Origin of the sequence: Parapedobacter flavus (assembly GCF_035818675.1) — a bacterium.
Lineage (GTDB): Bacteria > Bacteroidota > Bacteroidia > Sphingobacteriales > Sphingobacteriaceae > Parapedobacter > Parapedobacter flavus.
On the sequence record NZ_JAYKZZ010000004.1, the window covers coordinates 75,216 to 100,295 of the forward strand.

Here is a 25,080-nt window from a genome sequence, read left to right on the forward strand (position 1 = left end):
TCAATCCACATGCTTGATTTCCACGCGCCGGTTCTGTGCACGTCCGGCCTCCGTATCGTTCGATGCAGCCGGCCGGGTGGCGCCATAGCCTTTCACCGTAAGGTTGTCTGCGGGAATGCCCGAGTTAACGAGGTAAAGTTTCACGGCGTTCGCACGATCAATGGAAAGCTCCATGTTATATTCGGCAGTTCCCTCGATCGAGGCATGCCCATCGATGATGAACTCCGCATTGGTGTTTTTACGCATTTCTCTCGAAACATGATCGAGAATGGCATAAGAATTCGTTTTCAGTACGTGCGAATCGTATTCAAACAAGATGTTCTTGAAATCGTAGTTCGGCGGTGTTGTGGCTACAGGTTTTACGGTCGTAGGCGCTTCTTTCGGAGCCTCTTTAGGGGTTTCCGAGACCACACGCTCGGCAGGTGCTTCCCGTTCTACTACTTCGGCCGCAGGCTGCACAACCACCTGTTTCGGCTTGCAGCTATGGGTTGAGATGGCGATTGCACTTGCGCATACTGCTATTAAACAGCTGTTTATGGTTTTCATATTGAATAATTTTGCTGGTGTAAACATAGGAAATATCTATCAATTATAACGTATGGTGTCCATGCATCACACGGGGTTTTTACGCAATGATGGTGCCAATGCGATTCGCATGGTGCCTTGGTACTATTCAATATGGCTTTGCAAGAGGGCGTCGCACCACTTTCTGTATGTTTCGGGCGTAAACTGCGCTTCGGGAATGGTCAGTTCGACGGTGTGCAATGCTGTAGGGCCTTCCACCACATAGGTAATCAGGTTGGCCGATCCGCATGCTGCATCGGGCATCTTCGTGGATTTAATCGCGTACAGGATGGCGGTGCGGCCATCCACAACCTTTTTGTCGACTACTTCCAATGTGGCTTCCGGACAGCCGGACTTCTCGTATATCCACTTTTCTTCGGGCGAGCCTTCGGCTTTCATGGGGTAGTATCTTCGATCTATCGTGGTAACCGTAACCTGCTTCACGGCGGCGTCATCGGCAGCGCTACCTCGTATGGTGTAGGCTGTGCCACGTATGCCTTTGGTGTCTTTCGGTATTTTATTGCTTTTCCACCGGTAGTCAGTTGGGAGGTTTACCACGATTTTCTCCTTGCCCGGCTTAATCTGGGCCTCGGCCCATAGTGTAAAGAAGCTTCCCACGATGAAGCATGCCACTATCCGTATCATCTCTTGTTCGTTGTGCGTTAAATAATCGGGTCGAACCGCATGGCAAATTTGTTCCGGTAGGCCTTCGGGGTCATTCCGGTAGTATCTTTAAACAGTTGCCTGAAGTTCTTCATGTCGTTGTACCCGGCCGATAACATGATTTCAAGTAGCCCTTTTTCGGTGTTTTCAAGTAATTTCTTGGCTGCCTCGATCTTTGTGCGCTGCAAATACCGTATCGGGGTCATCCCGGTGGCCTGCTTAAAGCGTCTCACCAGATTGCGCCTGCTGGCCGGGATATCCACGATGGCTTCCTCTACACTTCTGATTGCATTGAACTCGGCCTTTATTTTTTTCTGCAACCGCATCACCAGTTCGTCGTCGTGCGCCTCGGTCGGGGCGAAATGCCCGAAATATGATTGGTTTTCGCGGTCCAAATCAATAGAAAACATTTTGGCCATGCGAACGGCCATTTCGCGCCCGCAATGCTTCTGTATCAGCGCCAGCATGAGGTGGAAGCCGCTTGTGGCGCCACCGCTGGTATAGATGTTGGCGTCGTGTGTTACCACGGCATCCCGCATGAGCTTGATTTTGGGAAAACACGTGGCCAGCTTATCGGCTGCGTCTACATGGGTGGTAGCTTGCCGGTCATCGAGCAATCCTGATGCTCCCAATAGAAAGGCACCGGTACAGTTGCTGGCCAGTGTGGCTCCCCGGGCATATTGCTCGTGCAGCCAGGGGAAAAAACGGCTGTTTTCCGCCACCGTTTGGGCCAGGTCTACCGATCCGAAAGCAGGTACGAAGATCATGTCGTAGCGCTGCGAGCCCGTAATGGGCATATAGGGGATGTGGCTGACGCTTTCGGGAATAGCCTTGGTATCCGTGGTGCCGGCAAAATAAATCTCGTAGCCGTGGGGTTTTCCGTCTTCCCGCAGGAGCCGGTTGGCCGTTTCAAAGACATCGACGATGGCTGCGAGGCTCAGCAATCGGTACTTGCTTGTTAAAATAATAGCCAGTTGCATGGTGCTTGTGTTGTTCCTATCTCAAAGGTAATAGATTTTTGTTGTACGCTTTTCCTTTTTTACCAAACAAATTTTTTCTTTCCTAACGGTGTGGAATATTTCACGTAAAGAGCGCGGAGTTTTTCACGCAAAGAGCGCCAAGGGTACTCCTTACCAATTTGTATTAGCACACTTTCCGAGAAATGTATCTATGGAAATAGTTTGGACTTTTGGAAAAGCAATCTGTTTTAGTACATGGAAATGCTTGTCCTGGGTAACGATGTACTCCGCCTGGGCGGCTATCGCGCAGTCGACATACTTATTATCATCTGTATCCCCTTCGATAAGTTTCCAATTAAAATATACTGTAGTATGCAGTACGTTGGGTAGTTCTCTCAGCAGCGATACAAATGCCCGGGCTGTCCGGATATTGTATTTCCGTTCAATGACTTCTTCATATTCCAGCATAATCTCACTGGAAACGGCTATTTTGAAATCACCATTAACTAAGGCCCGATATATTCGGTGATAGGCGGACCGAGAGGTCAGACTCATTACGATGATATTGCAGTCAAGAACGACGGTCATCTATTGCGGGAGCTGCGAAAATGTTCGGCCTTCCAGCTTGAGAAAATCTCCTTTGCATAGCCTTTTTCATCGAATGCTTGGTCCGCTTCACGGGTCACCCTGTCAGCTAGATAGGCAATCAAGAGGGACTTGATTTCGCTCAATTCCTGCTCGGATTGTTCTTCACTAAACAGTTTTAGAATTTCAAGTTGGGTATTATTCAATGCCGTAGCCATGGCTTTCTTTGCAAATATCAAGCAATATTGCTTGATGCGAAATTAATCAAAATTACTATTATATGCAATGATTGCCGATTCCTTGCATGGGCGATGTGGATAGGTGGTCGCACTAGGCAAAGCATGGAACGGCACAAAACGAAATACGATCGCATGGTTAGCAGCTGTTATGGATACACCGTAAAGGTAGCTTTATCGGAACCGATTTCCAAATGTTGGCCGGGGTGTAGCGTTCTGGGGCTGAGATACGTTCATCCAATAAACCCAACGACTCGTTGGAAAATTGAATACAAAAGGCTAACTTAGCTGATACTAACAATTACGAGCCGATACCTGTCGTTTTTAGCCAATAACTGAAAATTAATTTCATTTGTTAAAACTATGAGACTTTCTATTATCCTTTACACGCTATTGCTTTGTATACAAATGGCGTGCGAAAAGAAAGAAGCAAACCAACCCATCGAAATGGCGTTCAATTTGCTTAAAGAGGACGGGGAGCCATCAACAACTTTCAAGGAAGGTGAGAATTTTCGGTTTCTTTTCGTAATCCGAAATAATTCGTCATCGCCTATAAATTTTGACCCTACTTTCGTAGGTGAAATTTTTTTTAAGGTGTTTAGAATCGATTCTCAAGAAGGGCTTATTTCCGTCGGCAAACCTTATCAGAATGTTTTCTGTTCATTTGACGGTATGCAATTTGTCATCTCACCAAACAGCGAGTATCGTTTCGAAATCCCCTGGACTCCTCCGCAAGACAATTGCTGCCTCCCATTCTGCCTTATTAGTAAAAATGACCCACTTTCTCCAGGCAGTTATCGAACAACCATAGAAGGACCTTTCAATTTTACCTATGACAATGAATCTTTCACTATAGATGAAAAATATTCGATTAATTTTGAAATCGACTAAACGCGAAACCTGATTGCAGTTATGAAAAGAATTATCCTAATTTTTTGTATCATGCCGGCAGGAGCCGTCGTTGCGGGGCATACTGGAATGGGAATGGTCGACAACGTCCACCAACATCAACATCATCGGAACCTACGAACATACCGCCCAAATCGTCGGGACCTCTCCCGGTTTCGCAAACATAAAGGTCCGCACACGGAATGCATGCGGCTGGAGTCAATCCGCCTATTTAATGGTGCAGGTCGAAAATTGCAACTTTTTAAATTCGGACATTCGGGTATTCCCCAACCCGGCAAACGAAACGCTTACCATATCGGTGGGAGATGACGGCGCTTCCGGGCAGGCACAGCAGAAGAACCAACCGACCGTATTCACCGCCATCGTCTATGACGGTTCCGGGCGGCAGCACCGGCAGGGCGAAAGCAAGGACGGCGCCATACAATTCGACACGGGTAACCTACCCGAGGGCACCTATTTCGTCCATATCCACAAAGGCGGTGAGGTCGAAAAACGGCAGGTTGTCAGCCGGCATTGAGGCACGACGAAAGCCCTTACCACCCGTAATGCAGGCCGAAACGCAGCGTATTCCGTAGCGGGTTGTAACTTGCGTAGAGGCGAGGTACTTGCACACGAGAGAAAATTTATCTTACTTTGTATTTAAAACAATGTCATTATGAATACAACAAGTTTAAAAAAGTCAACTTCTTTAAGGCTGGATAGAGCGTTGTACGATTACATTGAAAAGCTAGCAAAAAGAGAAAACAGGAGCGTAAACAATTTCATCGAAACGGTACTGGCCGACGCTACCCGTTTCCACGAGCCGAACGAAGAAACAAAGCGGGCCATTGAGGAAGCAAGACAGGAAAGACCCTCGTTGAAAAGGTACAGCAATTCAAAAGATCTGTTGGACGATTTGATGGCTGATTGATGGCAGTGTACAACCTAACCTTTTCCGGTAGGTTCAAGAGCAGAGGCCATCCCAAAAAAAATGAAGCCACATACCTTGGTCGGTAATTACAAAGGGGCATGGGAATGCCATATTTTCCCAGACCTATTGCTGATATGGGAACAGGAAGATAATCCGGTTAATGAAATACACCTAATTAGGGTAGGAAGCCATTCGGAACTGTTTTAATATTGGAAACTTAAACAAGATATACAGCAAGGGCAAGTTCAGAAATGATGAATGGGCAGCATCTTAGCTAATACTCCTTTTCAATCGGGTCAAAAAGCAACAGTTGATCGCCCGGCATGGAGCTAACGACCAAAGCCTTTACCATCCGTAATGCAGTCCGAAACGTAGCGTTTCGCGTAACGGGTTGTGGCGTTGCGCGGAGACGAGGTAGGCCAGGTCTATTCCCAGCCCGTCGAACGCCAGCCCCAGCCCCGCAGTGAAATACCTCAGGTTGTCCTTCCGGGCGCTGGTGTGGTAGTAGCCGCCACGCAGGGCGAAAAGGTCGCTGGGCGCCCATTCGATACCCGTTGATACCCGTACCTCGCTGAGTTCTTCCGCCAACCCGCCCGGCGCATCGGCAAACGAACCCACCACCGCACCGAATACCGAACGGCTGGGTTCCTTCCCCCGGATAATACGGCCATCGGCGTCGCGCTCCGGCTCGGTGGGCACCAGCAGCTTGTTGAGGTCGAGGGCGACGGTAAGGCGGCCGACACCTGAATACTGGGTATACGCCGACCCCACGCGCAGGTTCATGGGCAGGAAATGCTCGCTCGCGCCGTATTGCATCCGCGTGCCGAGATTGGATAGCTGTACGCCGAAGGCCAGGTCGGCATCCATGGCATGCGGGGCGACGGGCTTGCGGCCGTACCAGCCGATATCGAACGCGATGGCCCTGCCTGGGAACGCCTCGCCGGTGAGGTAATCGCCCGCCCCGATGCCCGAATGGATGTAGCGGAACGTAGTGGCCAGGGCCGATTGGTCCGATAGTTTCAGGATGTACGCTGCATCTAGGGCGGCCTCGAACGCCCGGTATTGGAGGTATTCGTTTCCCTGCGCATCGGCGAAGCGGACCTCGCCGAGGGAGAAGTATCTGAAGGAGGCCGCCACGGCCTGCCTGCCGCCCAGCTTGGCATAGCCCGAAAGGTGCGACAGGCTGATGTCATCGGCCAGCTGTTTGAGCCAGGGGGTGAAGGAAAGGCCGACACCCGCCTGGCGGGGCGCGAAAGCATACTTGGCGGCGTTCCAGTGCATGGCATGGGAGCCGGGTAACGTGGCCACGCCCGCATCGCCCATTCCGGCAGCCCGTGCATCGGGTGCGATAAGCAGGAAAGGTGCGGCGATGCGCACGTTGCTGTGCCGGCCGCCATCGGTACGGATGGGCTGGGGGTAACCCAGTATTGGGCAGAGCACAGAACAGGCAAATAAAAAGAGACGCGACCGCATGGTTAGTAGCTGTTACGGGTACACCGTAAAGGTAACTTTATCGGAACCGAAATCCAAATGTTGGCCGAGTGTAGCGTTCTGGCAATGAGATACGTCCAATCAATAAATCTAACGAATCGTTGGATAATTTGATCCAAAAGGCTAATTTAGCTGATACTAACATTTACGAGCCGATACCTGTCGTTTTTAGCCGTTCAACAATTAAACTTATATGTTATGAGAATTATCAGTGTTATTTTGGTTTTTTTAGCTGTGGCGTGTCAAAAAGAACAAGACACGCGTCCTTTTTCAACAGATGAGATCAATCTTCTACTGGATACCAAACCAACTGCCATAAGCTTTGCTGACGAACATACGGGGTTTATCACCACCGCGTTTTCACCCAAATACGCCAGTTCACTCATACTGAAAACCACGGATGGCGGTATTAATTGGCATGGGGTTCCTATTTCAATAGATGGTTCGGTAGCTATCAATTTAAGAAGTGTATATGCCCATACCAGGGATACTGTTTTTGCCACCTTCAATACGCGAGACCGTTGTGGGGTCTGCATAAGTACCGATGGGGGAAGCACTTGGAATAGCCTGCTTAGCGCTGATCAGACCTTGCCCTACACCGATGTGCTTTACCACAATGACCGAATTTTTGTCACGTTGTCCGGTGGGATTATTAGTAGCAGTGACCTGGGTAAAACATGGGCATCGGTCTACCAACCTGAAAAACCGGGAGGAAATATTGGTGTGAAGATGTTTGCTAATAAAACGATTGGATATGCTTACGGAATGGATATGGTTTATTGCGGTTCCGATTGCCCACCGTATAGTGTTGGAACGCTTATAAAGACCATCGATGGGGGCGAAACATGGGTGCGCCTCCCGGATATGCCCAGCGGGCCCACGGACCTTAAATTCATGGATGAGCAAAATGGTTATGCGTTTACCTATGGTGGTAATCTTTACCGCACTATCGACGGAGGGCTGAACTGGCAATTAGCTGGCGAAGTATCGTCCGAAGGCTCATATTTTGTGTCCGTACGCCAAGGGCCAGACATTTACTATAGCACGGGTGCATCTCGCATCTATCGAAGCCCATTAGATTTAAAGACTAAAACCATCGTATTTCAAGATGACGGAGGCGAAAGCTATAATTTCAAGGGTCTTGCGATATCAAACCAGAAAATATTGTTCCTCTCACGAGATGGGCGCATTTTGATTATAAACCTGAAATAATGAAAAGAATTATTGTTACTTTATTAGCGTTATTGTTCGCTTGCTGGGTTTTTGCCCAGGAGTCCATGGTTGTCATTGATTCCACTTCAAATGGTATTGTTAAGTTTGTTGTAATCCCCGAAAACAGCAAACTTAGCGAGGTACAGGATTCGAAGATATTCCTTAAACAACTATTAAAGGCCAGCAAAGAGACGGATTTCATTTTATACAAATCGACTGTGGATAGAATGGGGAGGACCCATGAAAAATATCAACAATATTATAAGGGAATTGTCGTGGAGTTTCAGGAATATATCATTCATCGCGATAAAGACAAAAGACTGTATGCTGCAAATGGAGATTTTAGTCCTGTTCCGGCTTCATTTGACATTGTTCCAAGGTTAACTTTTGAAAATGCCATCGAAACCTTTATTAAGTCTGAAGATATTAACAAATATGAAATCGGTGAAATTAAACCAGGGCTCTTGGCATTTAACCAAAAAGAACTTAGGCCGTACGAAATCGTTATTATAGAAAGGGGTGATGATGTTTTTCACCTTTGTTATAAGGTGAATATGGCGTCAGATAACACAAGAGGTGACTATCTTGCTTATATTGACTGTCACAGTGGGCAAAAAGTTTATACCCATCCGCTTATAATGGATGCGAATTCGCCCGGAACGGCAAATACGCGGTATTCGGGGACTAGGAATATCATTGGGGATTCCTTTACTGGGGGATTCAGATTGAGAGAAGGCTCCCGGAACGGTACAACCTCAATCAACACACTCAATTACCAACAAGCACCAGCCTACTATGTTTCCGATTTCACGACAAACTTACCTAATGCGGTAGATTTCGTAGATAACAACAATAATTGGACAGACGGTGAGCATAATAATGCAAATATGGACGACGCCGCGCTGGATGTTCATTGGGGAGCAGAGATGACTATTGATTACTTTAATAGTATACACAATAGAAATAGCTATGATGACAATGGAGGGACGATTACTAACTATGTACACGTTAGAACAAGGAATCCGAATAACCCGTCTGTGATTGTCGATATGGATAACGCATTTTGGAGTAGCACATATTCCGCAATGTTTTATGGTGATGGATTATTTTTTGGACCCACGGTAAGTTTGGATGTCATTGCCCATGAAATAGGTCATGGTGTGTGCAATACCTCGATAGGGAGTACGGGAACGGGCTTGGTTTACGAAAAGGAACCCGGAGCGCTGAATGAGAGCTTATCGGATATTTGGGCGGCCTGTGTAGAGCAGCATAGTACAACGGGAAAACAGACTTGGTTGCTCGGTGAAGATATTGTTGGAGCTGGAGGTGCTTTTAGATCGATGATTGACCCGAATGATTCTAATCAACCGGACACCTATACGGGAACTTTTTGGTTTAATACTACGGGCTGCATTCCCGACGAGAATAATGATAATTGCGGAGTCCACGTTAACAGTGGCGTTGGTAATTTCTGGTTTTATTTATTAGTCAATGGAGGGTCAGGTACAAATGATATCACCAGTTCATATAGCGTCACAGGCATTAATGTTACGGACGCTTCAAGAATTGTCTATAGAGCCGAAACAAACTATCTCACGCCTACTTCTAATTATTCCGACATGCGGGTAGCTACTATTCAAGCTACAGTAGATTTATTTGGAGATAAATAGCTGTGAACTGAAGTCGGTCATTGATGCGTGGTATGCTGTCGGTGTAGGAAGCGCATATTCAGATAGGCTCGGAATATCGATCACCGGCCCTGACCAGTTCTGCAACACGACAACGTACACAGTTACCAACCTGCCGCCTGGGGCCGCCGTAACTGGGTGGAGTGTTGTTCCGTCATCCGTTACGATTACCGGCAGCGGTAATTCAGCTACAGTTTCCACTGCCCTGGATGCCATGATAGAGATCATCGCGGAGGTTTCTACGGCTTGCGGGGAAATGAACGTCGTAAAAAAAGTAGCGGCTAACTATCCGGAAAGTTATGCTTATATCGGCAATAATCCGGTGCTGACTCCAGGCATGATGTGGATTCTAAAATTAATCACGGAGCCCGGATCCCCTCCCATTTCAAATATCCAATGGACACTGCCATCCGGATGGTCCGTTTTTGATGGTCAGGGCACCAAGAGTTTACAGGTTCAAGTTGGCACGTGGTCTGGATGGGTCGAAGTAGAATTTGAGGTTTGCGGTGTGACCAAAACCAGATCTATCTTTTGCCAGGTACAATCCCCCCAACCGTTTACTGTTTTCCCAAATCCCGCCAACGAGACCCTTACTATATCGGTGGGAGATGACGGCGCTTCCGGACAAGCACAGCGGAGGAACCAATCGACCGTATTCACCGCCATCCTCTATGATGGTTCCGGCCGTCAGCACCGGCATGGTGAAAGCAAAGATGGTAAAATACAGTTTGAAACGGCGGGTCTACCCGAGGGCACGTATTTCGTCCATATCCACAAAGACGGTGAGGTCGAGAAACGGCAGGTTGTCATCCGGCATTGAGGTAATCCCTCACCTTCCATAGTGCAGGCCGAACACGGCGTATTGCAGCGTATTGCGTAACGGGTTGTGGCCCAAGTTATCGTTCTGCGTGCAGGTGTGATAATAGTCGCCGCGCCCGGAGAGATGCGACGGGCTGACGTCATCGGCCAGATGCTCAGCCAAGGGATGAACTGAAATCCAATTGCCTTGCAAAATATCATTGCTATCCAAAATATCCTGCCAAAAAACCTATCTTTGCCGCTTGAAGTCGATTTGTATGCAGCACATCCGCAATTTTTGTATCATTGCGCACATAGACCACGGAAAGAGTACCCTGGCCGACCGCTTATTGGAGTACACCAACACCATCACCCAGCGGCAGGCCCAGGCCCAACTGTTGGATAACATGGATTTGGAGCGCGAGCGGGGCATTACCATAAAGAGCCACGCCATCCAGATGAATTACATCAAGGATGGCCAGGAATATGTGTTGAATCTCATCGACACGCCCGGGCACGTCGATTTCTCGTATGAGGTATCGCGTTCCATCGCCGCCTGCGAAGGGGCGTTGCTCATTGTCGATGCCTCCCAGGGTATCCAGGCGCAGACCATCTCCAATTTATATTTGGCGATCGAGCACGACCTCGAGATCATCCCGGTGTTGAATAAGATGGACCTGCCGGGGGCTATGCCCGAAGAGGTGAAAGACCAGATCGTCGAGTTGATCGGCGGCAAGCGGGAAGACATCATTCCCGCATCGGGTAAAACCGGGCTCGGGGTGCTGGACATCCTCAATGCCATTGTTGAACGTGTGCCGGCACCCGTGGGCGACCCGGAAGCACCCTTGCAGGCGCTGATATTCGATTCCGTGTTCAACTCGTTCCGCGGCATCATGGCATATTTTAAGGTGGAGAATGGTGAAATCCGCAAAGGGGAGAAGGTGAAGTTCATTGCTACCGGCAAAGAATACATCGCCGACGAGATCGGCACGCTTAAGCTCACCCAGCTACCCAAAGAGGTTATCCGAACGGGCGATGTGGGCTATATCATTTCCGGCATCAAGGAAGCGCGCGAAGTGAAAGTGGGTGATACCATTACCCACACTGCCCGTCCGAGTAAGGAAGCCATCAGGGGCTTTGAAGAAGTGAAACCCATGGTATTTGCGGGCATCTACCCGGTAGATACCGAAGACTACGAAGAGCTCCGCGAGAGCATGCACCGCCTGCAGCTCAACGATGCATCGTTGGTTTTCGAGCCGGAGTCGTCGGCGGCGCTCGGGTTCGGTTTCCGTTGTGGTTTTCTGGGCATGCTGCACATGGAAATCATTCAGGAACGGTTGGAGCGGGAGTTTGATATGACCGTGATTACCACGGTGCCTAACGTATCCTATAAAGCCTACCTGACCAAGAACAACGAAGAAGTAATTGTGCACAATCCGTCTGACCTGCCCGATTCGAGCAAGCTGGAGTTTGTTGAAGAGCCTTATATCAAGGCAAATATCATCACGAAGGCCGAATTTGTTGGGCCAGTGATGTCGCTGTGTATCCAGAAGCGCGGGGTCATCGTCGACCAGTCGTACCTTACGTCCGACCGGGTGGAGCTGGTGTTTGAGATGCCCATGGGTGAAATCGTGTTTGACTTCTATGACAAGCTGAAAACAATATCCAAAGGGTATGCCTCGTTTGATTACCATCAGATCGGCTACCGCCAGTCGGATTTGGTTAAGCTGGACATTCGCCTGAACGGCGAGCCGGTCGATGCACTGTCGTCGCTCATCCACCGCAGCAATTCGTATGACTTCGGAAAGAAAATCTGCGAGAAACTCAAAGAGCTATTGCCCCGGCAGCAGTTTGAAATAGCGATCCAGGCATCGATCGGCGCCAAGGTCATTGCCCGCGAGAATATCCGCGCACTACGTAAGGACGTTACATCGAAATGCTATGGTGGCGACATCTCCCGTAAGCGTAAGCTGCTGGAAAAACAGAAGAAAGGAAAAAAGCGCATGCGCCAGGTAGGCAACGTGGAAATACCACAGTCGGCATTCATGGCGGTATTGAAATTGGATTGACGTGAGTACTGAGTATTTAGTACTGAGTATTTAGATTCCTTTGCATGCTTTACTAATGCTGAAAATTGAATAGTAAGTTTATAGGACGCTAGCGAAAGCTAACTACTAACTACTATCTACTAACTACTTAAATATGCAACTACTTGACGGAAAGCTGGTATCAGCGAAGATTAAGGAAGATATCAAACAGGAAGCGGCGGCATTTCTGGCGTCAGCGGGGCGAAGGCCACATTTGGTGGCCATTTTAGTTGGCAGCGACGGCGCGAGTGAAACGTACGTGGCCAGCAAGATGCGCAATTGCGAGCTGGTGGGCTTCGAGTCGACCAATATCCACTACGATGAGAGCATTACGGAGGCGGAGCTTATCGCGAAGATCACGGAACTCAATGCCGACCCCGGTGTAGATGGGCTTATTGTACAGCTGCCACTCCCCAAGCATATCGATCCTGATCGCGTTACCGAGGCGATCGACTACCGGAAAGACGTGGATGGTTTCCACCCGATCAACCTGGGCCGCATGCAGCGCAACCTGCCCTGCTTTATCCCTGCTACCCCTTACGGCATTATGCTGATGCTGGAGCACTATGGCATCGATACCACGGGCAAGCATGCCGTGGTAGTGGGCCGTAGCAACATCGTGGGAAGCCCCATGAGTATCCTGTTAGCACGCAATACCACACCGGGCAATTGTACGGTAACGCTGACCCATAGCAGAACGAAGAACATCCGGGAAGAGGTGCTGCGGGCGGATATCGTGGTGGCGGCCATCGGGAAAAAGCATTTCATTACCGCCGATATGGTGAGGGAGGGTGCCATCGTCATCGATGTCGGCATCAACCGCGAAGCGAGTAGCTTAACCAAATCCGGTTACAAACTATATGGCGATGTGGATTTCGAACACGTGGCCCCCAAATCGTCGTGGATCACACCGGTTCCGGGTGGCGTGGGCCTGATGACCATCGTTGGCCTCTTGAAGAATACGCTGGAAGCCGCCAGGGGCAGCGTATATTGATTTTGGTACAACTATTGCATTCGATCGCTCATTTAAAATTTATACAGATGAACAAATTAGCACAAATAGCGCTGTTTGCCGGGGCATTGACTTTTGCAGCCTGCAACAACCAAACGGGTGGGGATGCTGCCTACAGCCATGACCACGCGGAACACGACCACAGCCACGAAGGGCATGACCACAGCATCGGTGAACAGGTTGATGCGGTGTTGGATAGCGCGGAACAAGCCGGCGATAGTGTCAAATCTACTTTCCAAGAGGCCAAAGACGGCGTGAAGGCCGGTGTGAAGCGCGCGAAAGAAGAAGTGACGGAAGCGTCGAAAGCAGCAGCAAAGGATGTAAAGAACGCGGCAAAAAAAGTAGGTAAGGAAGTGAGTGAGGCCGCGAAAGACGTGAAGGACGAGTTGAAAAAGAAGGATTAGCGGTAGCTTCTCTTTTTTCGTGGTTCAGCTTTTTTACAGATTTTCGCGGTATCTTTGTTGCTCACAAATTACCCGGAGATGAAGTTGCTTATTGTTGAAGACGAAAAAGGATTGCGCGATAACATTGCCCAATTCCTGAGCAAGGAACAGTATATCGTAGAGCTTGCCCCCGATTTCCAAACGGCTACCGAGAAAATATCGCTTTATGATTACGACTGCATCCTGCTTGATGTCGGCCTGCCCGATGGTAATGGCCTCAATCTCCTGAGGACCCTGAAATCGAAGCAGAAGCGCGATAATGTGATCATCATTTCGGCCAAAGATTCGTTGGACGATAAACTCGAGGGTCTTGAGCTCGGGGCCGACGATTACCTGACGAAACCGTTCCACCTGGCCGAGCTCAACGCACGCATCAAGGCCGTGATACGCCGCAAGGCATTGGGCGGCGCCAATGTGGTTCGGCTGAACAACATGGAACTCGACTTCGACGCCCGCACATTGGGTGTAGACGGTACAGACGTGCACCTCAACCGAAAGGAATTTGATATCCTGGCCTTTTTCGTGGTCAATAAAAACCGGCTCATTTACAAATCGGCGTTGGCCGAACACGTATGGGGCGACCACATGGACAATGCCGATAATTTCGATTTCATTTACTCCCAGATCAAGAACCTCCGCAAGAAGCTCAAAAGCCATGGTGCCAACCTCGAAATACAAGCCATATACGGGGTGGGGTATAAGCTTACCGTGTAGATGAAGCTGCTCAACCATACGTTGCTGTATTTATCTGCCTCGCTGGTGTTCATTTTGAGTATCTGGGCGGTGGTTTTCTATTTCAGCATGATGGATGAGGTCTATGACAGCATCGACGATGGGCTCGAAAACTACAAGATGCTCATCATCAAAAAGGCAACCCGCGATTCTACCCTCCTTCAAAAGAACCGTTTTGATGAGAGCAATTACGCCATACGGCCCATTTCGCGCGAGCTGGCCCTGCAGGCCACGGAAGAGTTCCGCGATACAGCCATGTACATGGAATATGAGGAAGACGATGAGGTGGTACGCATGCTCACCACCTATTTTTCAACTTCGGATAACCATTACTACGAATTGAAGATCATTACGTCGATGGTGGAAGGCGAGGATTTGGTGGGCGATCTGCTCCACGCACTGCTATGGCTGTATGTGGCGGTGATTGCCAGTGCATTTATTATCAACAACCGCGTGCTCCGCAAAATTTGGCGCCCGTTTTATCAGTTGCAACACGAGTTGCGGGCGTTTAAATTGGGTGAGGACAAGACATTCAACCCACCACAGACCAAGGTCACGGAGTTTCAAGACATGAACCAAACCGTTGCCGAACTGCTGAAGGCCAATATTGCCGTTTTCCAACAGCAGAAGCAGTTCATTGAGAACGCATCGCACGAGTTGCAGACGCCTTTGGCCATCGCCATCAACAAGCTTGAATTACTACTTGAACAATCGCGCGGCGACGATGCGCAGCAGCTTGCCAACGCTATCCACTACCTGGAGCGTATGACGCGGCTCAACAAATCGCTGCTTTTGCTTTCGAAAATTGAAAACCGGCAATTCGCCGCGGCGGAGCAGCTCGATTTCAATGCCCGGTTGCGGCAGCAGGCCGATGACTTTTCCGAATTGCTCCAGTACCGCGATATCGATGTGGAAATCATCGAGGAAGCCGCTTTGAAACGGTTTTTCAACACCGATTTGGCGGATATACTGATTACGAACCTATTGAAAAACGCCGTCGTCCATAACCATGAGGGTGGCCATATCCGGATCGCTATTACCACCGATGGGTTCGAGATAGCGAATACCGGACCGGCGCAGCCGTTGGATGCCGACAAGATGTTCGCCCGGTTTTATCGGGCATCAGAGAGTTCCTCGTCTACCGGCCTCGGCTTAGCTGTAGCGAAGGCCATTACCCAGCTGCATCGTGCCGATTTGTCCTATCGGTACGAAGGGGGGATGCATCGGTTTACCTTCCGGTTGCCTAGTTGATGTAATCGTTGTCGTCTTGGTTTAGGGGTTTATTTGCCTCTTCCTCCTCCACATCATATTCCTCGTCGACCTCAACTTTCTTTTTGGGCCGGCCAATCAAAAAACCCACAACCGCACCGATAAAGAACATGGTGCCCAGCACGGCGAGTTTGGGGACAGACCGCGTGCCGAATATCCAGAAGTTGACTTCGTCCATGTTTTTCATAAGAATAACCGTAACCAGTACGGTCAATACGATGATGGAGATGGTTTTTGCACGCATGGCCTTTTAAAATTTCACCACCAAAGTAACAAAATCTTTATGGAATATACCCCGGCAACATTAACATTTTTTAACATTTTCAGAGATAATAATTTGATTATATAGCGAAACATCGTATTTTTGGCGCAGCGATAGAATTAGTCACACATAAAAGCACTACTTTAAGCACGCACTGATTGGTATTCTTTCCCTGATTTATTTTGTATAAATCATCTGCTTAATAAATCATATTGATTTAATGGGGATATTAACGAACAACGGTACCATCGTTGCGGTTTGAAATGGTTGCGAATCATCTGAGGTTAACGTGAAAACGATGTTCAGAGAGAAACAAGCTGCCCCCCGTTCCATAGCGACAGTAGTAACGGCACTGTTTCAATTAAGATTTTATTCACTTATTATCAAGCCCGGCGAATAGCTGCCGTGGTTTTTTAATGGTGTCAAGCCCAATAGCAATGAGGCTTGGCACAATTACTATTTTTCAAATTTTTATTTTTTAACCAAATTCACAAACGCATGAAACAAAAATTACTATGTTTCTTTATGTTGGGGATACTGCTGATCGGATCGGCGTATGCCCAAGACAGGAGAATCAGCGGTACGGTGACATCGTCAGACAGCGATGAGCCGCTTGCTGGGGTCTCTGTTGTAGTAACAGGCTCTACATTGGGGACAACGACCGACGCGGACGGTATGTATTCCATTAGTGTGCCAGATGGCACGGGTTCTCTTACGTTCAGATACATCGGATATCTGAATCAAGATGTCGCCATTTCATCGTCAAATGTTCTTGACGTGGTATTGCAAGTGGATGCCACCAATTTAAGTGAAGTCGTGGTCACAGCATTAGGTATTCAACGGGAGAAACGTTCATTGGGTTACTCGGTACAAGATGTTAAATCGCAAGATATCGTTAATTCCAGGGAGCCGAATGTCGTAAATGCCTTAGCAGGAAAGATCGCCGGTGTCCAAATTAACAACTCTGGTGGTCAGGCCGGTTCCTCTTCCCGTATTGTTATTCGTGGCAATTCATCTTTAACCGGAGAGAATCAACCTTTATTCGTTATTGATGGGATTCCTATCGACAACTCGGTGAATAGAGGCGAAACATCCGAAAGCATCTTGTTCAATGGAGCTGGTGCGAATCGTGCAGTCGATATCGATCCAAACATTATCGAGAACATATCGGTACTTAAAGGTGCGGCAGCTAGTGCCCTTTATGGGTCCCGCGGCGCATTCGGCGTTGTTTTGATTACCACGAAGAAAGGTGTAAGAGACGCAAACCGGAAGTATCCTCGGATTTCGTTTTCATCCAACTTAGCATATGACAATGCGATAACTGAAGGGTATCAAACATCCTATCATTTAGGTTTGACACCTGCGGGAGGAACAACACCATTGTTCCGCAATGGGTTGCCTGCTAGTCTTGGTGGCTACAATGAGGATCCGGATGGAAGTCCGCAAGGTACTACGAGCTGGGGTCCGCATAAAGACTCAGTAAGCCAAGCTGTTATAGATGCGTTAGGCGGTGTGCCGCGTACTATTGATCCACGCAAGGATTTTTATCAAACCGCGGGCGTTTGGACAAATTCCCTCTCCATCAGTGGCGGTGGCGAGAAGTCCAGTTATATTTTAACGTATACAAACTTAGACCAGACAGGCGTTGTTCCCAATAACTATTTCAAGAAGAATAGCCTTTCTGGGAATATGACGACACAGTTGAGTGAAAAATTCAGTTCAAGCACGTCGGTGAGTTATACGAATTCGCGAAATAATAGGTTTGCAGAAGGTAATAACGCTAGATCATTCCTTTATGGTCTGAATTTCGCCCCCATAACATTTGATAGTAAGGAAATGTACGATGAGCATGGCAATCTCTCTTGGCAATCTCCTGCTACATCTGCCACGGGCTTTAATAATCCGTATTGGTTGGTTGAGAATAATGCGATGCCAAGTATCGTAGATCGGATAATTGCTTCTAACGAATTGAACTTCGATATTCTTCCTTGGCTGAAATTAACTAACAGAATAGGGTTGGATACCTATACCGATGAGTCGTCCGAACACGTGGACATCGGAACTAAGGGTACAACAAATGGTCGGATGTTTTCAACGTTAATTAAGAGTAGCCAGATAAACAACGATTTAATCTTATCAGCTGCCAGCGATATTAACGATGATCTCTCATTCTCGGCATTGGTTGGTACGAACTATAACGATAGGAAGTTCACCCGTAGGGGTGTGCGGGGGCTGAATCTAAATATTCCCGGCTTCTTTGATATCTCAAATGCCGCAACACAACAAGCATTTCAAGGAGATTCTCGTAGGCGGATAGTAGGCTTATATGCTTCGGGAACGTTAGATTATAAAAACTACCTGTTTTTAAACTTAACAGCTAGAAATGACTGGTCGTCTACACTGCCAAAAGGTAATAACTCCTTTTTCTATCCGTCTGCCTCATTGAGCTGGGTGTTTACCGAATTGCTTGATTTGCAAGACAATCCATATTTCTCTTATGGTAAATTACGGCTCTCTTATGCCCAAGCAGGAAACGATGCTAGTCCTTATCTAACGACTCAAACATTCGCTCAGGCAAACCCAGGAGACGGTACCAGAGGGGATATTATATTTCCATTCCAAGGGGTAAATGCATTCCAACTTTCGTCATTGATGGCTAGTAATATGTTGACGCCTGAAATGGTAACTGAAATGGAAGTAGGTGCTGATTTGCGGTTCTTTAAAAATCGGTTAGGTGTCGAATTTTCTTATTACGACAAGGTGAGCGATAAGCAAATCCTCCAACAGGAAATTGCTGGTTCCAGCGGCTTCGGCTCACGCGTTATCAACGCTGGTGAGATTTCAAACAAAGGTATTGAGTTGATCGTCAGTGGTTCTCCCGTGCGCACGGATAATTTTTCGTGGGATGTGTTGGTGAACTTTTCGAGAAACCGCTATACATTGAAGTCGATTGCTGAAGGTGTTGACAATATTTTCTTAGGCGGATTCACCGATCCCCAAATCCGTGCTGATAAAGATCACGGTTATGGCGTAATTTGGTCTTTAGGTTGGAAGCGTAATGACAACGGGGACCTACTTATCGATGATGACGGTTATCCGATGCCAGCCGATGAGTTAGGACCAATAGGTAACGTAACACCAGACTGGGTAGGAGGTATTAGAAACACGTTCAGGTACAAAGGACTTTCTTTGTCTGCATTGGTTGATACTCGTCAGGGAGGTGATATTTTCAATTTTGATGCCTACTATACCACCTTCTATGGTACGGCGGAAGTTACAGAACAAAGGAACACCTATAAGACCTGGAAGGGTGTTCGGGCTTCAGATGGCCAGCCTAATACAACGCCCGTCTTACAAGATCAGGATTACTTCCAATCGTTTTATACCACATCGATGGAAGAGCTGGTAGAGGATGGCAGCTTTATTAAGTTGCGTGAAGTGACACTAAGCTATCAACTCCCCGAGAAGGTAATCGCAAAAACACCGTTTGAGGACGTTGGTATTTCGGTTACTGGCAGAAACCTATGGATAAAATCGGACTTTAGCTACCTCGACCCGGAAGGCAGTCTTTTCGGTTCTGGAAATGCTCAAGGATTTTACCATGCGGTTACCCCTGGTACAAGAGGCGTAACTTTCGGTCTGAATGTTAGATTTTAATATTGCTTATCATGAAATTTAAATATATAATCATTGGAATATTGATATCGGCGGTCTCCCTTCAGGGATGTAACGATAAGCTGGATATCAATATTGATCCGAACGCTCCTTCAGAAGTGGGCGAGGACTTAATATTGCCAGCTGTTCTGTCGAACTTCTCTTATGAGGTGATCGGTGGCTGGCCAGTTCGCACAAGTAGTCTCTGGACAAAGCATTTAGCGAGAGCGGTACCTGGCCCCCACGAAGGGCACTACCGCCTTACGGCAAATGATGCGAATAACTTTTGGACGTCGTTTTCCTATATAGACGTTATGCAAAATTGCAAGGTTTTGATTGCTCAGGCCACTACTAACGAGAATTACAATTATAGTGCAATAGCGAAAATCTTGTTAGCGTGGAATATGTCGATGGTTACCGATTTCTACGGCGATGCACCCTTTTCTGATGCTTTTAATGGTGTCGAAGGTGTCATCAAACCAACGTATGATACGCAAGAGGAGATATACAATCAGATCCAGGTACTATTGGACGAGGCCATTGACGAGGCTGGTAGAGGAGTTGGCCTTGTACCGGGAGCGGATGATTTCGTTTACGGGGGTGCTATGGATAGCTGGCAGCATTTGGCCCGTACGTTAAAGGCCCGGTTCTATCTGAGGCTTTCAAATGCCCCTGGGTATGACGCCGCAACACAAGCAGATTTGGCGTTGCAAGCCCTGAATGCAGGAGCGATAACGGCGGAAGAAATACCGACTTATGCATATGTGAATTCTCCAGGTGCTGAAAACCCATGGTATCAATTTGCGATTGATGGTAAATGGGATGATAGAGACCGCCCTTCGTTATACTACGTGAATATGTTGTTGGATACGGACGACCCCCGTATTGAATACCAGGTGAGCAAAGTACCCGAGGGTGACAACGCCGGTATGTATCTTGGTGTAACCAATAATTCAGCACCTACGGCGGTAGCTAACTATTCGGCTATCCATAGCTTTTATAGTGCTGCTGATGCATCATTGTATTGGCTCGTGTATGCAGAGGTGCCTTTTATCCGTGCTGAGGCCGAGTTCCTAAAGGCAGGCAAGACAGTTACCGGTGCGGTGACGGAAGCTTATGAAGCTGGTGTTGCCGCTTCGATGGACTTCTATGGTATATCGGATTACGCGGACTATTTAGCTGCAAACGGATTAAGTGCTAATGCTGACGAGGCGTATGAGCAGATCATGACGCAAAAGTATATCGCTAACTACTTGCAATTCGAGTCGTACAACGATTTCAGAAGAACAGGCTATCCGGAATTACCTATCAATGAGGAATTGTATCCGGGATCGACTACGTTGGAAATTGCACCGGAATTGGACATCATTCCGCTCCGGTTACCTTATCCTTCTTCCGAAAGGCAGTACAACCCCGCGAATATTCCATCGGATATCCCCGCAGGTTACCAACAAGCAATGGTTATCCCCGTATGGTGGGATAATGAATAATTAATTGGTTGGTTAATCTTAATGAGGCCGTTTCAATTGAGACGGCCTTTTTTTAATTCGCTCAATTGTTGCTCCTGGGGAGACTTTTATGCAATTTATTCGGCGTATTATCTAATTCACTTTCGTCAATTTTTAGGGTAACATGCGCTTTTGAGGAAGCTCCGTGTATTGGTGGCAAAATCACAGCATTTACAGGCAATTCGTTTATATTGTCATAACTCCATATTTCCTTAATTCTGAAAAGTGATTTCCGATAATCTGGTTTACTCGTTACGAAGATAAATACCGGAATAATGACAGACTTCTCCCCAATCCCCGAACCAACAAACAAATTTCTCCTTGTGAGGGCACGTAGGGAGTCAATACTTTTTTCAAACACAGCATCCATATTCTTACTGGGCATAATATTGACAATTTCCTCGGTGGCACCCAATTCGAATTTAATGCTGAACAGGAAGTGTTGAGGGGGGTTGACGTTAAGATAGCCGCCCGTCGAAACCCAGAACAAGCTATCTATTTCACGATGGATCCGGTCCACTTTCTGATTGTCTAAACCGCTTTCAGCTATTTCCAGACTGGAAACGGTTTGGCCTACCACGCCATTAGACAATATAAGGAATACTAAAAAAGGAATTATCCATTTATGGATTGCATAATGCTGTGCCTTGGGTTCCATTTTGATGATCATTTATTGTGTTCATAATTCTATTTTTTTTGTTTTGTGGAATTGTTGTCATGTACCAATCCCACCAGTCATAATTTTCATGTCGAACAGTTAACCCAGCAAAGGCTAAATCATCAGCTAATTGTTGGTTTGTTCCGTACATTTGTACTAAAGCATCTGATATCGTAGTTCTATATTTTAAGAACATCTCTTGGTGCTGAAAGTTGATATCAATATTGTTTTTTGCCAAGTAAGCGTGAATAGTTTCATGGAAGACGACGACAGTCGCATATTCTTTCGAAGAATTTGGCAATTGATTTTTATTCAAATCGATTTGGAACCTTCCATCTGTACTAGCTAAGTCGTTATATTGTCCCATCCTATCACTGGGAAGTGGATTTGTATCCGTAAAATCGAGGCTTACAATTTCAGAAATATCGAACTCTTCCAAGATGGCACCGATGCGGTTGATAAATTGTTTGTCCAGTATTTCGTTCAGTAAATCTTTCAAGCATGGGTTGGTCAAGTCATTATGTATTTCCGCAGTTCTGTAATTCATGTCTCCACTTCCATCATCCTCATTGCCTATTCTGGGGTCCGGTTCGGGCAGCGGCCCCCACCCATCGTCGGGGCCGGGGCCACCCGACCCGATGCACGTGGTGGATGTATAGGTGGTGTTTAGCATACCGTTTACATAGGCTGATACCGTTGTGGTGTAGCAGGTTGTCCCCATCAGCTTGGTGATACGGCCATGGGGTCCGTGGCCATTGGCCAGTAGCCTACCGTCGTAGAAGTGGGCCATCCGGTTGCGGCCACCAAACCACGGTTCGGCGGTGGCTGTTCCGGTGAATCCCCCGGATGCTTCCCAGCCATTGCCCTCGGGGATGTAAAGCACCAGGTCGAACGCCCATTTCCCGCCGGTGCTGGAAGCCCGGAGCCGGGCAGTTATCGGGTGTTGCCGCCCGCCGGGTTCCCCGGCGTAGTAGGTTTCTTCGGTCCGGATGGGGACGAACACGTACATGGTCTGCTTTCCGTGGGTGGTTAAGGCTTCCTCCCAAGCGAGGTTACCCCGTTTTTACGGGGAACCGGTGGTATTGCCATCCGCACGGCCTCCGCGTTTGTTTTCAAAGGCAAACCGTGCGGCTGCGATAGGCTCCCGTTCATCGGGCTGCGCGTCAACGACGGCTTCATCCTTGGCACAGGATCCGACCAACAATGCAACGACAGACATCGTGATTAGGGTTTTAACTAAGCGGTGAGCGCTTCCGTTTTTCTGCGGGGGGGGGTAAAGTTTATTCATATGATGCAATCAATTGGTGCTAGTGATGCAATTATACAGAATTGTGCCGGGAATTGCAAGAGGATGTCGCCGCTCGCTCTTGTTAGAAGCATACTTCTGAATTCAAACGGATATCGGTTTTCATCCGTTTTTCATTTCAGTTCCTCGGCGAGCATCACTTTTTCTTCCAGTACATTCTGCCACAACTCTTCCTTGGTCTTATTGTTCCGTTTTCTTTCTATAGGAGGGTTATTCCATGAGTCAAAAAACAAAAACCAGAAATCATACGACCCCGCAACGATTCCCTTGTTGGGTATATAGATAAAACGGTCCACACCCCGGTGGAGCTTCAGGTTGTCTGACCCGCGCCAGTCCGTAAACGACCAGAACTGGTAGGCTTTTTCGCCGTTTATCTCAAATTCATTGGAGAGATATTGCCGCTCCACTATCCACCAATTTTCCAAATAAGTATCGGGAGGATTATCTAGGGAGGTGTTGTCAGCCGCTCCTCTTACATCAAGGGGGAAAGGCAGTGTCCTCGGGGCCGGGAACTCCTTCCCTTCTTCAAATACCCGTTTCATCTCTTTGATGGTCATCAGTTCCTGGCCGGTATTGAGCGTGCCATAAGGCGCATTGAACCGTGAGGAATAATGCACCACGTAGAAAAACTCCGTCAGGCAAAAATTGCTTTTGAAATACTTTCCGCCTTCCCGCCTCACCAACCTAAATAGAGCTGTTTTTGTTTCCTTAGCCTGGTTTGAACCGGTCATGTATGCTTTCATGGCCTCATAGAGTCCTTCTTTGTCGTTTATAGCGACATCGCGGATATCCTCTAACGCTACGGCACTCCAGTTCTCATCACTAGTGAAATCTGGTAGCACGGAAAACAGGATAAGGGTACCCCCAAGATAGAAATTATACATTTCAATGGTTTCGTCCACACCATACAGCTCACCGGTTTTCAGCGTATATTGGTTTAAACTGTTCCACTTACTCTGTTTGTCCAGACTATCGAGCATGTCCAGCATAACGTATTGTATCTGTTGCTTTTGCGCGAAGGAGTCCAGCATACTCCCGAAACAGCAACAGGTGAATGTTAGCTTAATAATGAATGTTCGCATAATTCTATTTTTTTAATTGTCACAAAGCTCCTTGCCGTCCAAAAGATTACCGTCAGCACCCCGTCCCTTGTACTTCGCAGCGGCGTATATGATATCATCTTTAGGATAAGTATTGCCGTCAATATCGAAAGAAGATACATTGGCGTAAGCTCCTGTGTAGGTTAATCCGCTCCAAGCCAACGAAAACGCATCGAATTCCGAGATACCGAACAAGCCCTGTAAATAGTCTGCCATTGGGCCAACATACTCTGTAGCCATGGTCTGATGGTCATCGACTTTCACGCCAGTGATAAGTTCAGTTTTCCCGATATATGCGTGTAACACCTCATGTATGAAGATGGCTACCGCCCCCTCCTGTGAAACATCCGGCATATAGTCTTCATGGAGTACGATGGTTCCAGTGAATGTCTTGGGAATGCCATTTACTTTAATCAATTCCATATCCTGAGCTTCTCCGGGAAAGCCCTGTCTGGTTATCCCGTCTTTTACGGTAATGTCAAGTACTTTCAATCCTGCATTTCCGTCCAATTCCTGTATGATATCGGAGATCAAATCCATTGCCGATGCTGAATAGGTTAACGCCTTATCTATTGTCTGTTTCAAGCATACTGATTAATCCGGTATGTAGAGTCAAGCATATCGAACATGACGAATTTTCTGCTTTGGGCCGAGGTATAAGAAATGCTTGACAATATTAGCCCGGATAGTAATATGACTTGTTTCATATCATTGACATTTTGTGTCTTTCGAATTGTCTAAAGCACCAAGTCGAGTGCCCATTCCCCATCGGTGTCGGAGGTATGGAGCCGGGCGGTTAGGGATCCATCCGCATGGTCTCCGCGTTTGTTTTCAAAGGCAAACCGTGCGGCTGCGATAGGGTCCCGTTCATCGGGCTGCGCGTTAACGACGGCTTCATCCTTGGCACAGGATCCGACCAACAAGGCAACGACAGACATTGTGATTAGGGTTTTAACTAAGCGGTGAGCGCTTCCGTTTTTCTGCGGGGGGGTAAAGTTTATTCATATGGTGCAATCAATTGGTGCTAGTGATAC

The 25,080-nt window shown here is 47.6% G+C and carries 28 protein-coding genes; 14 read left to right on the plus strand and 14 right to left on the minus strand.

Translation table 11 applies throughout. From position 1 onward, the window contains the following. From U9S71_RS03835 to U9S71_RS03855, 5 genes are all read right to left on the minus strand, one after another. On the minus strand, positions 1-546 hold the full coding sequence (locus U9S71_RS03835) for an OmpA family protein (RefSeq protein ID WP_326325393.1): 546 nt from the start codon (positions 544-546) through the stop codon (positions 1-3). Between the two features lie 123 nt (positions 547-669). Further along, a complete protein-coding gene (locus U9S71_RS03840; protein ID WP_326325395.1) occupies positions 670-1,209 on the minus strand; it encodes a hypothetical protein in 540 nt (179 codons plus the stop codon). Positions 1,210-1,226: 17 nt separating this feature from the next. Further along, positions 1,227-2,207, minus strand: a complete 981-nt coding sequence (locus U9S71_RS03845) for a GlxA family transcriptional regulator (protein ID WP_326325396.1) — start codon at positions 2,205-2,207, stop codon at positions 1,227-1,229. Positions 2,208-2,357: 150 nt separating this feature from the next. After that, positions 2,358-2,774, minus strand: coding sequence for a putative toxin-antitoxin system toxin component, PIN family (locus U9S71_RS03850; protein WP_326325397.1), 417 nt, complete (start codon positions 2,772-2,774; stop codon positions 2,358-2,360). Beyond that, the gene (locus U9S71_RS03855; protein ID WP_326325398.1) at positions 2,771-2,989 is read right to left on the minus strand and encodes a DUF8507 family protein; all 219 of its coding nucleotides are present in this window, start codon (positions 2,987-2,989) and stop codon (positions 2,771-2,773) included. The genes U9S71_RS03850 and U9S71_RS03855 overlap by 4 nt, the downstream gene beginning before the upstream one ends. 381 nt (positions 2,990-3,370) lie before the next feature. On the opposite strand from U9S71_RS03855, the gene U9S71_RS03860 reads away from it, so the two are divergent. The 4 genes from U9S71_RS03860 (at position 3,371) to U9S71_RS20975 (ending at position 5,033) form a co-directional block, all read left to right on the plus strand. Then, on the plus strand, positions 3,371-3,898 hold the full coding sequence (locus tag U9S71_RS03860) for a hypothetical protein (protein ID WP_326325400.1): 528 nt from the start codon (positions 3,371-3,373) through the stop codon (positions 3,896-3,898). 70 nt (positions 3,899-3,968) lie between these two features. After that, positions 3,969-4,433 (plus strand): T9SS type A sorting domain-containing protein, encoded by a 465-nt coding sequence (locus U9S71_RS03865; RefSeq protein ID WP_326325401.1) that lies wholly within the window; start codon positions 3,969-3,971, stop codon positions 4,431-4,433. A gap of 138 nt (positions 4,434-4,571) precedes the next feature. Beyond that, a complete protein-coding gene (locus tag U9S71_RS03870; protein ID WP_326325402.1) occupies positions 4,572-4,826 on the plus strand; it encodes a ribbon-helix-helix domain-containing protein in 255 nt (84 codons plus the stop codon). 48 nt (positions 4,827-4,874) lie between these two features. Further along, a complete protein-coding gene (locus tag U9S71_RS20975) occupies positions 4,875-5,033 on the plus strand; it encodes a type II toxin-antitoxin system YafQ family toxin (protein ID WP_436410303.1) in 159 nt (52 codons plus the stop codon). 138 nt (positions 5,034-5,171) lie between these two features. On the opposite strand, the gene porV is transcribed toward U9S71_RS20975, so the two are convergent. Continuing rightward, positions 5,172-6,299 (minus strand): type IX secretion system outer membrane channel protein PorV, encoded by a 1,128-nt coding sequence (porV, locus tag U9S71_RS03875; RefSeq protein ID WP_326325403.1) that lies wholly within the window; start codon positions 6,297-6,299, stop codon positions 5,172-5,174. A 216-nt stretch (positions 6,300-6,515) separates the two neighbouring features. Here porV and U9S71_RS03880 point away from each other — a divergent pair, with 216 nt between their 5' ends. The 3 genes from U9S71_RS03880 to U9S71_RS03890 are packed head-to-tail and all read left to right on the plus strand — an operon-like array spanning position 6,516 to position 10,037. After that, the gene (locus U9S71_RS03880) at positions 6,516-7,529 is read left to right on the plus strand and encodes a WD40/YVTN/BNR-like repeat-containing protein (RefSeq protein WP_326325405.1); all 1,014 of its coding nucleotides are present in this window, start codon (positions 6,516-6,518) and stop codon (positions 7,527-7,529) included. After that, positions 7,529-9,199, plus strand: coding sequence for a M4 family metallopeptidase (locus tag U9S71_RS03885; RefSeq protein WP_326325406.1), 1,671 nt, complete (start codon positions 7,529-7,531; stop codon positions 9,197-9,199). The genes U9S71_RS03880 and U9S71_RS03885 overlap by 1 nt, the downstream gene beginning before the upstream one ends. Continuing rightward, positions 9,186-10,037, plus strand: a complete 852-nt coding sequence (locus U9S71_RS03890) for a T9SS type A sorting domain-containing protein (protein ID WP_326325408.1) — start codon at positions 9,186-9,188, stop codon at positions 10,035-10,037. Before U9S71_RS03885 ends, U9S71_RS03890 begins: the two co-directional genes overlap by 14 nt. A 9-nt stretch (positions 10,038-10,046) precedes the next feature. On the opposite strand, the gene U9S71_RS03895 is transcribed toward U9S71_RS03890, so the two are convergent. Then, positions 10,047-10,247 carry a hypothetical protein gene (locus U9S71_RS03895; RefSeq protein ID WP_326325409.1) on the minus strand — a complete coding sequence of 67 codons (201 nt, stop codon included), beginning with the start codon at positions 10,245-10,247 and terminating at the stop codon, positions 10,047-10,049. A 46-nt stretch (positions 10,248-10,293) separates the two neighbouring features. Here U9S71_RS03895 and lepA point away from each other — a divergent pair, with 46 nt between their 5' ends. The 5 genes from lepA (at position 10,294) to U9S71_RS03920 (ending at position 15,540) form a co-directional block, all read left to right on the plus strand. Next, positions 10,294-12,084, plus strand: a complete 1,791-nt coding sequence (gene lepA, locus U9S71_RS03900) for a translation elongation factor 4 (protein WP_326325770.1) — start codon at positions 10,294-10,296, stop codon at positions 12,082-12,084. Positions 12,085-12,217: 133 nt separating this feature from the next. After that, the gene (locus U9S71_RS03905) at positions 12,218-13,096 is read left to right on the plus strand and encodes a bifunctional 5,10-methylenetetrahydrofolate dehydrogenase/5,10-methenyltetrahydrofolate cyclohydrolase (protein ID WP_326325410.1); all 879 of its coding nucleotides are present in this window, start codon (positions 12,218-12,220) and stop codon (positions 13,094-13,096) included. Between the two features lie 47 nt (positions 13,097-13,143). Then, positions 13,144-13,518 carry a hypothetical protein gene (locus U9S71_RS03910; RefSeq protein ID WP_326325412.1) on the plus strand — a complete coding sequence of 125 codons (375 nt, stop codon included), beginning with the start codon at positions 13,144-13,146 and terminating at the stop codon, positions 13,516-13,518. A 78-nt stretch (positions 13,519-13,596) separates the two neighbouring features. Beyond that, positions 13,597-14,271, plus strand: coding sequence for a response regulator transcription factor (locus tag U9S71_RS03915; protein ID WP_326325414.1), 675 nt, complete (start codon positions 13,597-13,599; stop codon positions 14,269-14,271). Further along, entirely contained in the window at positions 14,272-15,540 is a 1,269-nt protein-coding gene (locus U9S71_RS03920; RefSeq protein WP_326325416.1) for a sensor histidine kinase, read from the plus strand. On the opposite strand, the gene U9S71_RS03925 is transcribed toward U9S71_RS03920, so the two are convergent. Continuing rightward, the gene (locus tag U9S71_RS03925; protein ID WP_326325418.1) at positions 15,533-15,802 is read right to left on the minus strand and encodes a hypothetical protein; all 270 of its coding nucleotides are present in this window, start codon (positions 15,800-15,802) and stop codon (positions 15,533-15,535) included. The two genes, U9S71_RS03920 and U9S71_RS03925, sit on opposite strands and share 8 nt — an antisense overlap. Positions 15,803-16,264: 462 nt before the next feature. Here U9S71_RS03925 and U9S71_RS03930 point away from each other — a divergent pair, with 462 nt between their 5' ends. Both U9S71_RS03930 and U9S71_RS03935 read left to right on the plus strand, forming a co-directional pair. Beyond that, a complete protein-coding gene (locus U9S71_RS03930; RefSeq protein ID WP_326325419.1) occupies positions 16,265-19,477 on the plus strand; it encodes a SusC/RagA family TonB-linked outer membrane protein in 3,213 nt (1,070 codons plus the stop codon). Positions 19,478-19,488: 11 nt separating this feature from the next. Beyond that, positions 19,489-20,964 carry a SusD/RagB family nutrient-binding outer membrane lipoprotein gene (locus U9S71_RS03935; RefSeq protein WP_326325420.1) on the plus strand — a complete coding sequence of 492 codons (1,476 nt, stop codon included), beginning with the start codon at positions 19,489-19,491 and terminating at the stop codon, positions 20,962-20,964. A gap of 61 nt (positions 20,965-21,025) precedes the next feature. On the opposite strand, the gene U9S71_RS03940 is transcribed toward U9S71_RS03935, so the two are convergent. The 6 genes from U9S71_RS03940 to U9S71_RS03965 all read right to left on the minus strand — a co-directional run bounded on the left by U9S71_RS03940 (position 21,026) and on the right by U9S71_RS03965 (position 24,984). Beyond that, positions 21,026-21,640 carry a hypothetical protein gene (locus U9S71_RS03940; RefSeq protein WP_326325421.1) on the minus strand — a complete coding sequence of 205 codons (615 nt, stop codon included), beginning with the start codon at positions 21,638-21,640 and terminating at the stop codon, positions 21,026-21,028. Continuing rightward, a complete protein-coding gene (locus tag U9S71_RS03945; protein WP_326325423.1) occupies positions 21,606-22,649 on the minus strand; it encodes a hypothetical protein in 1,044 nt (347 codons plus the stop codon). Before U9S71_RS03945 ends, U9S71_RS03940 begins: the two co-directional genes overlap by 35 nt. Before the next feature lie 54 nt (positions 22,650-22,703). Beyond that, positions 22,704-22,859 (minus strand): hypothetical protein, encoded by a 156-nt coding sequence (locus U9S71_RS03950; protein ID WP_326325424.1) that lies wholly within the window; start codon positions 22,857-22,859, stop codon positions 22,704-22,706. A gap of 200 nt (positions 22,860-23,059) precedes the next feature. Beyond that, a complete protein-coding gene (locus tag U9S71_RS03955) occupies positions 23,060-24,028 on the minus strand; it encodes a hypothetical protein (RefSeq protein WP_326325425.1) in 969 nt (322 codons plus the stop codon). A gap of 12 nt (positions 24,029-24,040) precedes the next feature. Further along, positions 24,041-24,631, minus strand: a complete 591-nt coding sequence (locus U9S71_RS03960; RefSeq protein WP_326325426.1) for a hypothetical protein — start codon at positions 24,629-24,631, stop codon at positions 24,041-24,043. A 152-nt stretch (positions 24,632-24,783) separates the two neighbouring features. Beyond that, positions 24,784-24,984 (minus strand): hypothetical protein, encoded by a 201-nt coding sequence (locus U9S71_RS03965; protein ID WP_326325427.1) that lies wholly within the window; start codon positions 24,982-24,984, stop codon positions 24,784-24,786. Positions 24,985-25,080: the final 96 nt, after the last annotated feature.

What these genes read in the sequence shown, in the direction of transcription:
- U9S71_RS03925 (WP_326325418.1), bottom strand. Translation starts at nt 15,802, where the DNA reads ATGCGTGCAAAAACCATCTCCATCATCGTATTGACCGTACTGGTTACG.
- U9S71_RS03855 (WP_326325398.1), bottom strand. Translation starts at nt 2,989, where the DNA reads ATGGCTACGGCATTGAATAATACCCAACTTGAAATTCTAAAACTGTTT.
- U9S71_RS03860 (WP_326325400.1), top strand. Translation starts at nt 3,371, where the DNA reads ATGAGACTTTCTATTATCCTTTACACGCTATTGCTTTGTATACAAATG.
- U9S71_RS03920 (WP_326325416.1), top strand. Translation starts at nt 14,272, where the DNA reads ATGAAGCTGCTCAACCATACGTTGCTGTATTTATCTGCCTCGCTGGTG.
- U9S71_RS03850 (WP_326325397.1), bottom strand. Translation starts at nt 2,774, where the DNA reads ATGACCGTCGTTCTTGACTGCAATATCATCGTAATGAGTCTGACCTCT.
- U9S71_RS03835 (WP_326325393.1), bottom strand. Translation starts at nt 546, where the DNA reads ATGAAAACCATAAACAGCTGTTTAATAGCAGTATGCGCAAGTGCAATC.
- U9S71_RS03915 (WP_326325414.1), top strand. Translation starts at nt 13,597, where the DNA reads ATGAAGTTGCTTATTGTTGAAGACGAAAAAGGATTGCGCGATAACATT.
- U9S71_RS03955 (WP_326325425.1), bottom strand. Translation starts at nt 24,028, where the DNA reads ATGCGAACATTCATTATTAAGCTAACATTCACCTGTTGCTGTTTCGGG.
- U9S71_RS03905 (WP_326325410.1), top strand. Translation starts at nt 12,218, where the DNA reads ATGCAACTACTTGACGGAAAGCTGGTATCAGCGAAGATTAAGGAAGAT.
- U9S71_RS03870 (WP_326325402.1), top strand. Translation starts at nt 4,572, where the DNA reads ATGAATACAACAAGTTTAAAAAAGTCAACTTCTTTAAGGCTGGATAGA.
- U9S71_RS03840 (WP_326325395.1), bottom strand. Translation starts at nt 1,209, where the DNA reads ATGATACGGATAGTGGCATGCTTCATCGTGGGAAGCTTCTTTACACTA.
- U9S71_RS03950 (WP_326325424.1), bottom strand. Translation starts at nt 22,859, where the DNA reads ATGTCTGTCGTTGCATTGTTGGTCGGATCCTGTGCCAAGGATGAAGCC.
- U9S71_RS03910 (WP_326325412.1), top strand. Translation starts at nt 13,144, where the DNA reads ATGAACAAATTAGCACAAATAGCGCTGTTTGCCGGGGCATTGACTTTT.
- U9S71_RS03965 (WP_326325427.1), bottom strand. Translation starts at nt 24,984, where the DNA reads ATGTCTGTCGTTGCCTTGTTGGTCGGATCCTGTGCCAAGGATGAAGCC.
- U9S71_RS03885 (WP_326325406.1), top strand. Translation starts at nt 7,529, where the DNA reads ATGAAAAGAATTATTGTTACTTTATTAGCGTTATTGTTCGCTTGCTGG.
- U9S71_RS03845 (WP_326325396.1), bottom strand. Translation starts at nt 2,207, where the DNA reads ATGCAACTGGCTATTATTTTAACAAGCAAGTACCGATTGCTGAGCCTC.
- lepA (WP_326325770.1), top strand. Translation starts at nt 10,294, where the DNA reads ATGCAGCACATCCGCAATTTTTGTATCATTGCGCACATAGACCACGGA.
- porV (WP_326325403.1), bottom strand. Translation starts at nt 6,299, where the DNA reads ATGCGGTCGCGTCTCTTTTTATTTGCCTGTTCTGTGCTCTGCCCAATA.
- U9S71_RS03945 (WP_326325423.1), bottom strand. Translation starts at nt 22,649, where the DNA reads ATGTACGTGTTCGTCCCCATCCGGACCGAAGAAACCTACTACGCCGGG.
- U9S71_RS03940 (WP_326325421.1), bottom strand. Translation starts at nt 21,640, where the DNA reads ATGGAACCCAAGGCACAGCATTATGCAATCCATAAATGGATAATTCCT.
- U9S71_RS03935 (WP_326325420.1), top strand. Translation starts at nt 19,489, where the DNA reads ATGAAATTTAAATATATAATCATTGGAATATTGATATCGGCGGTCTCC.
- U9S71_RS03880 (WP_326325405.1), top strand. Translation starts at nt 6,516, where the DNA reads ATGAGAATTATCAGTGTTATTTTGGTTTTTTTAGCTGTGGCGTGTCAA.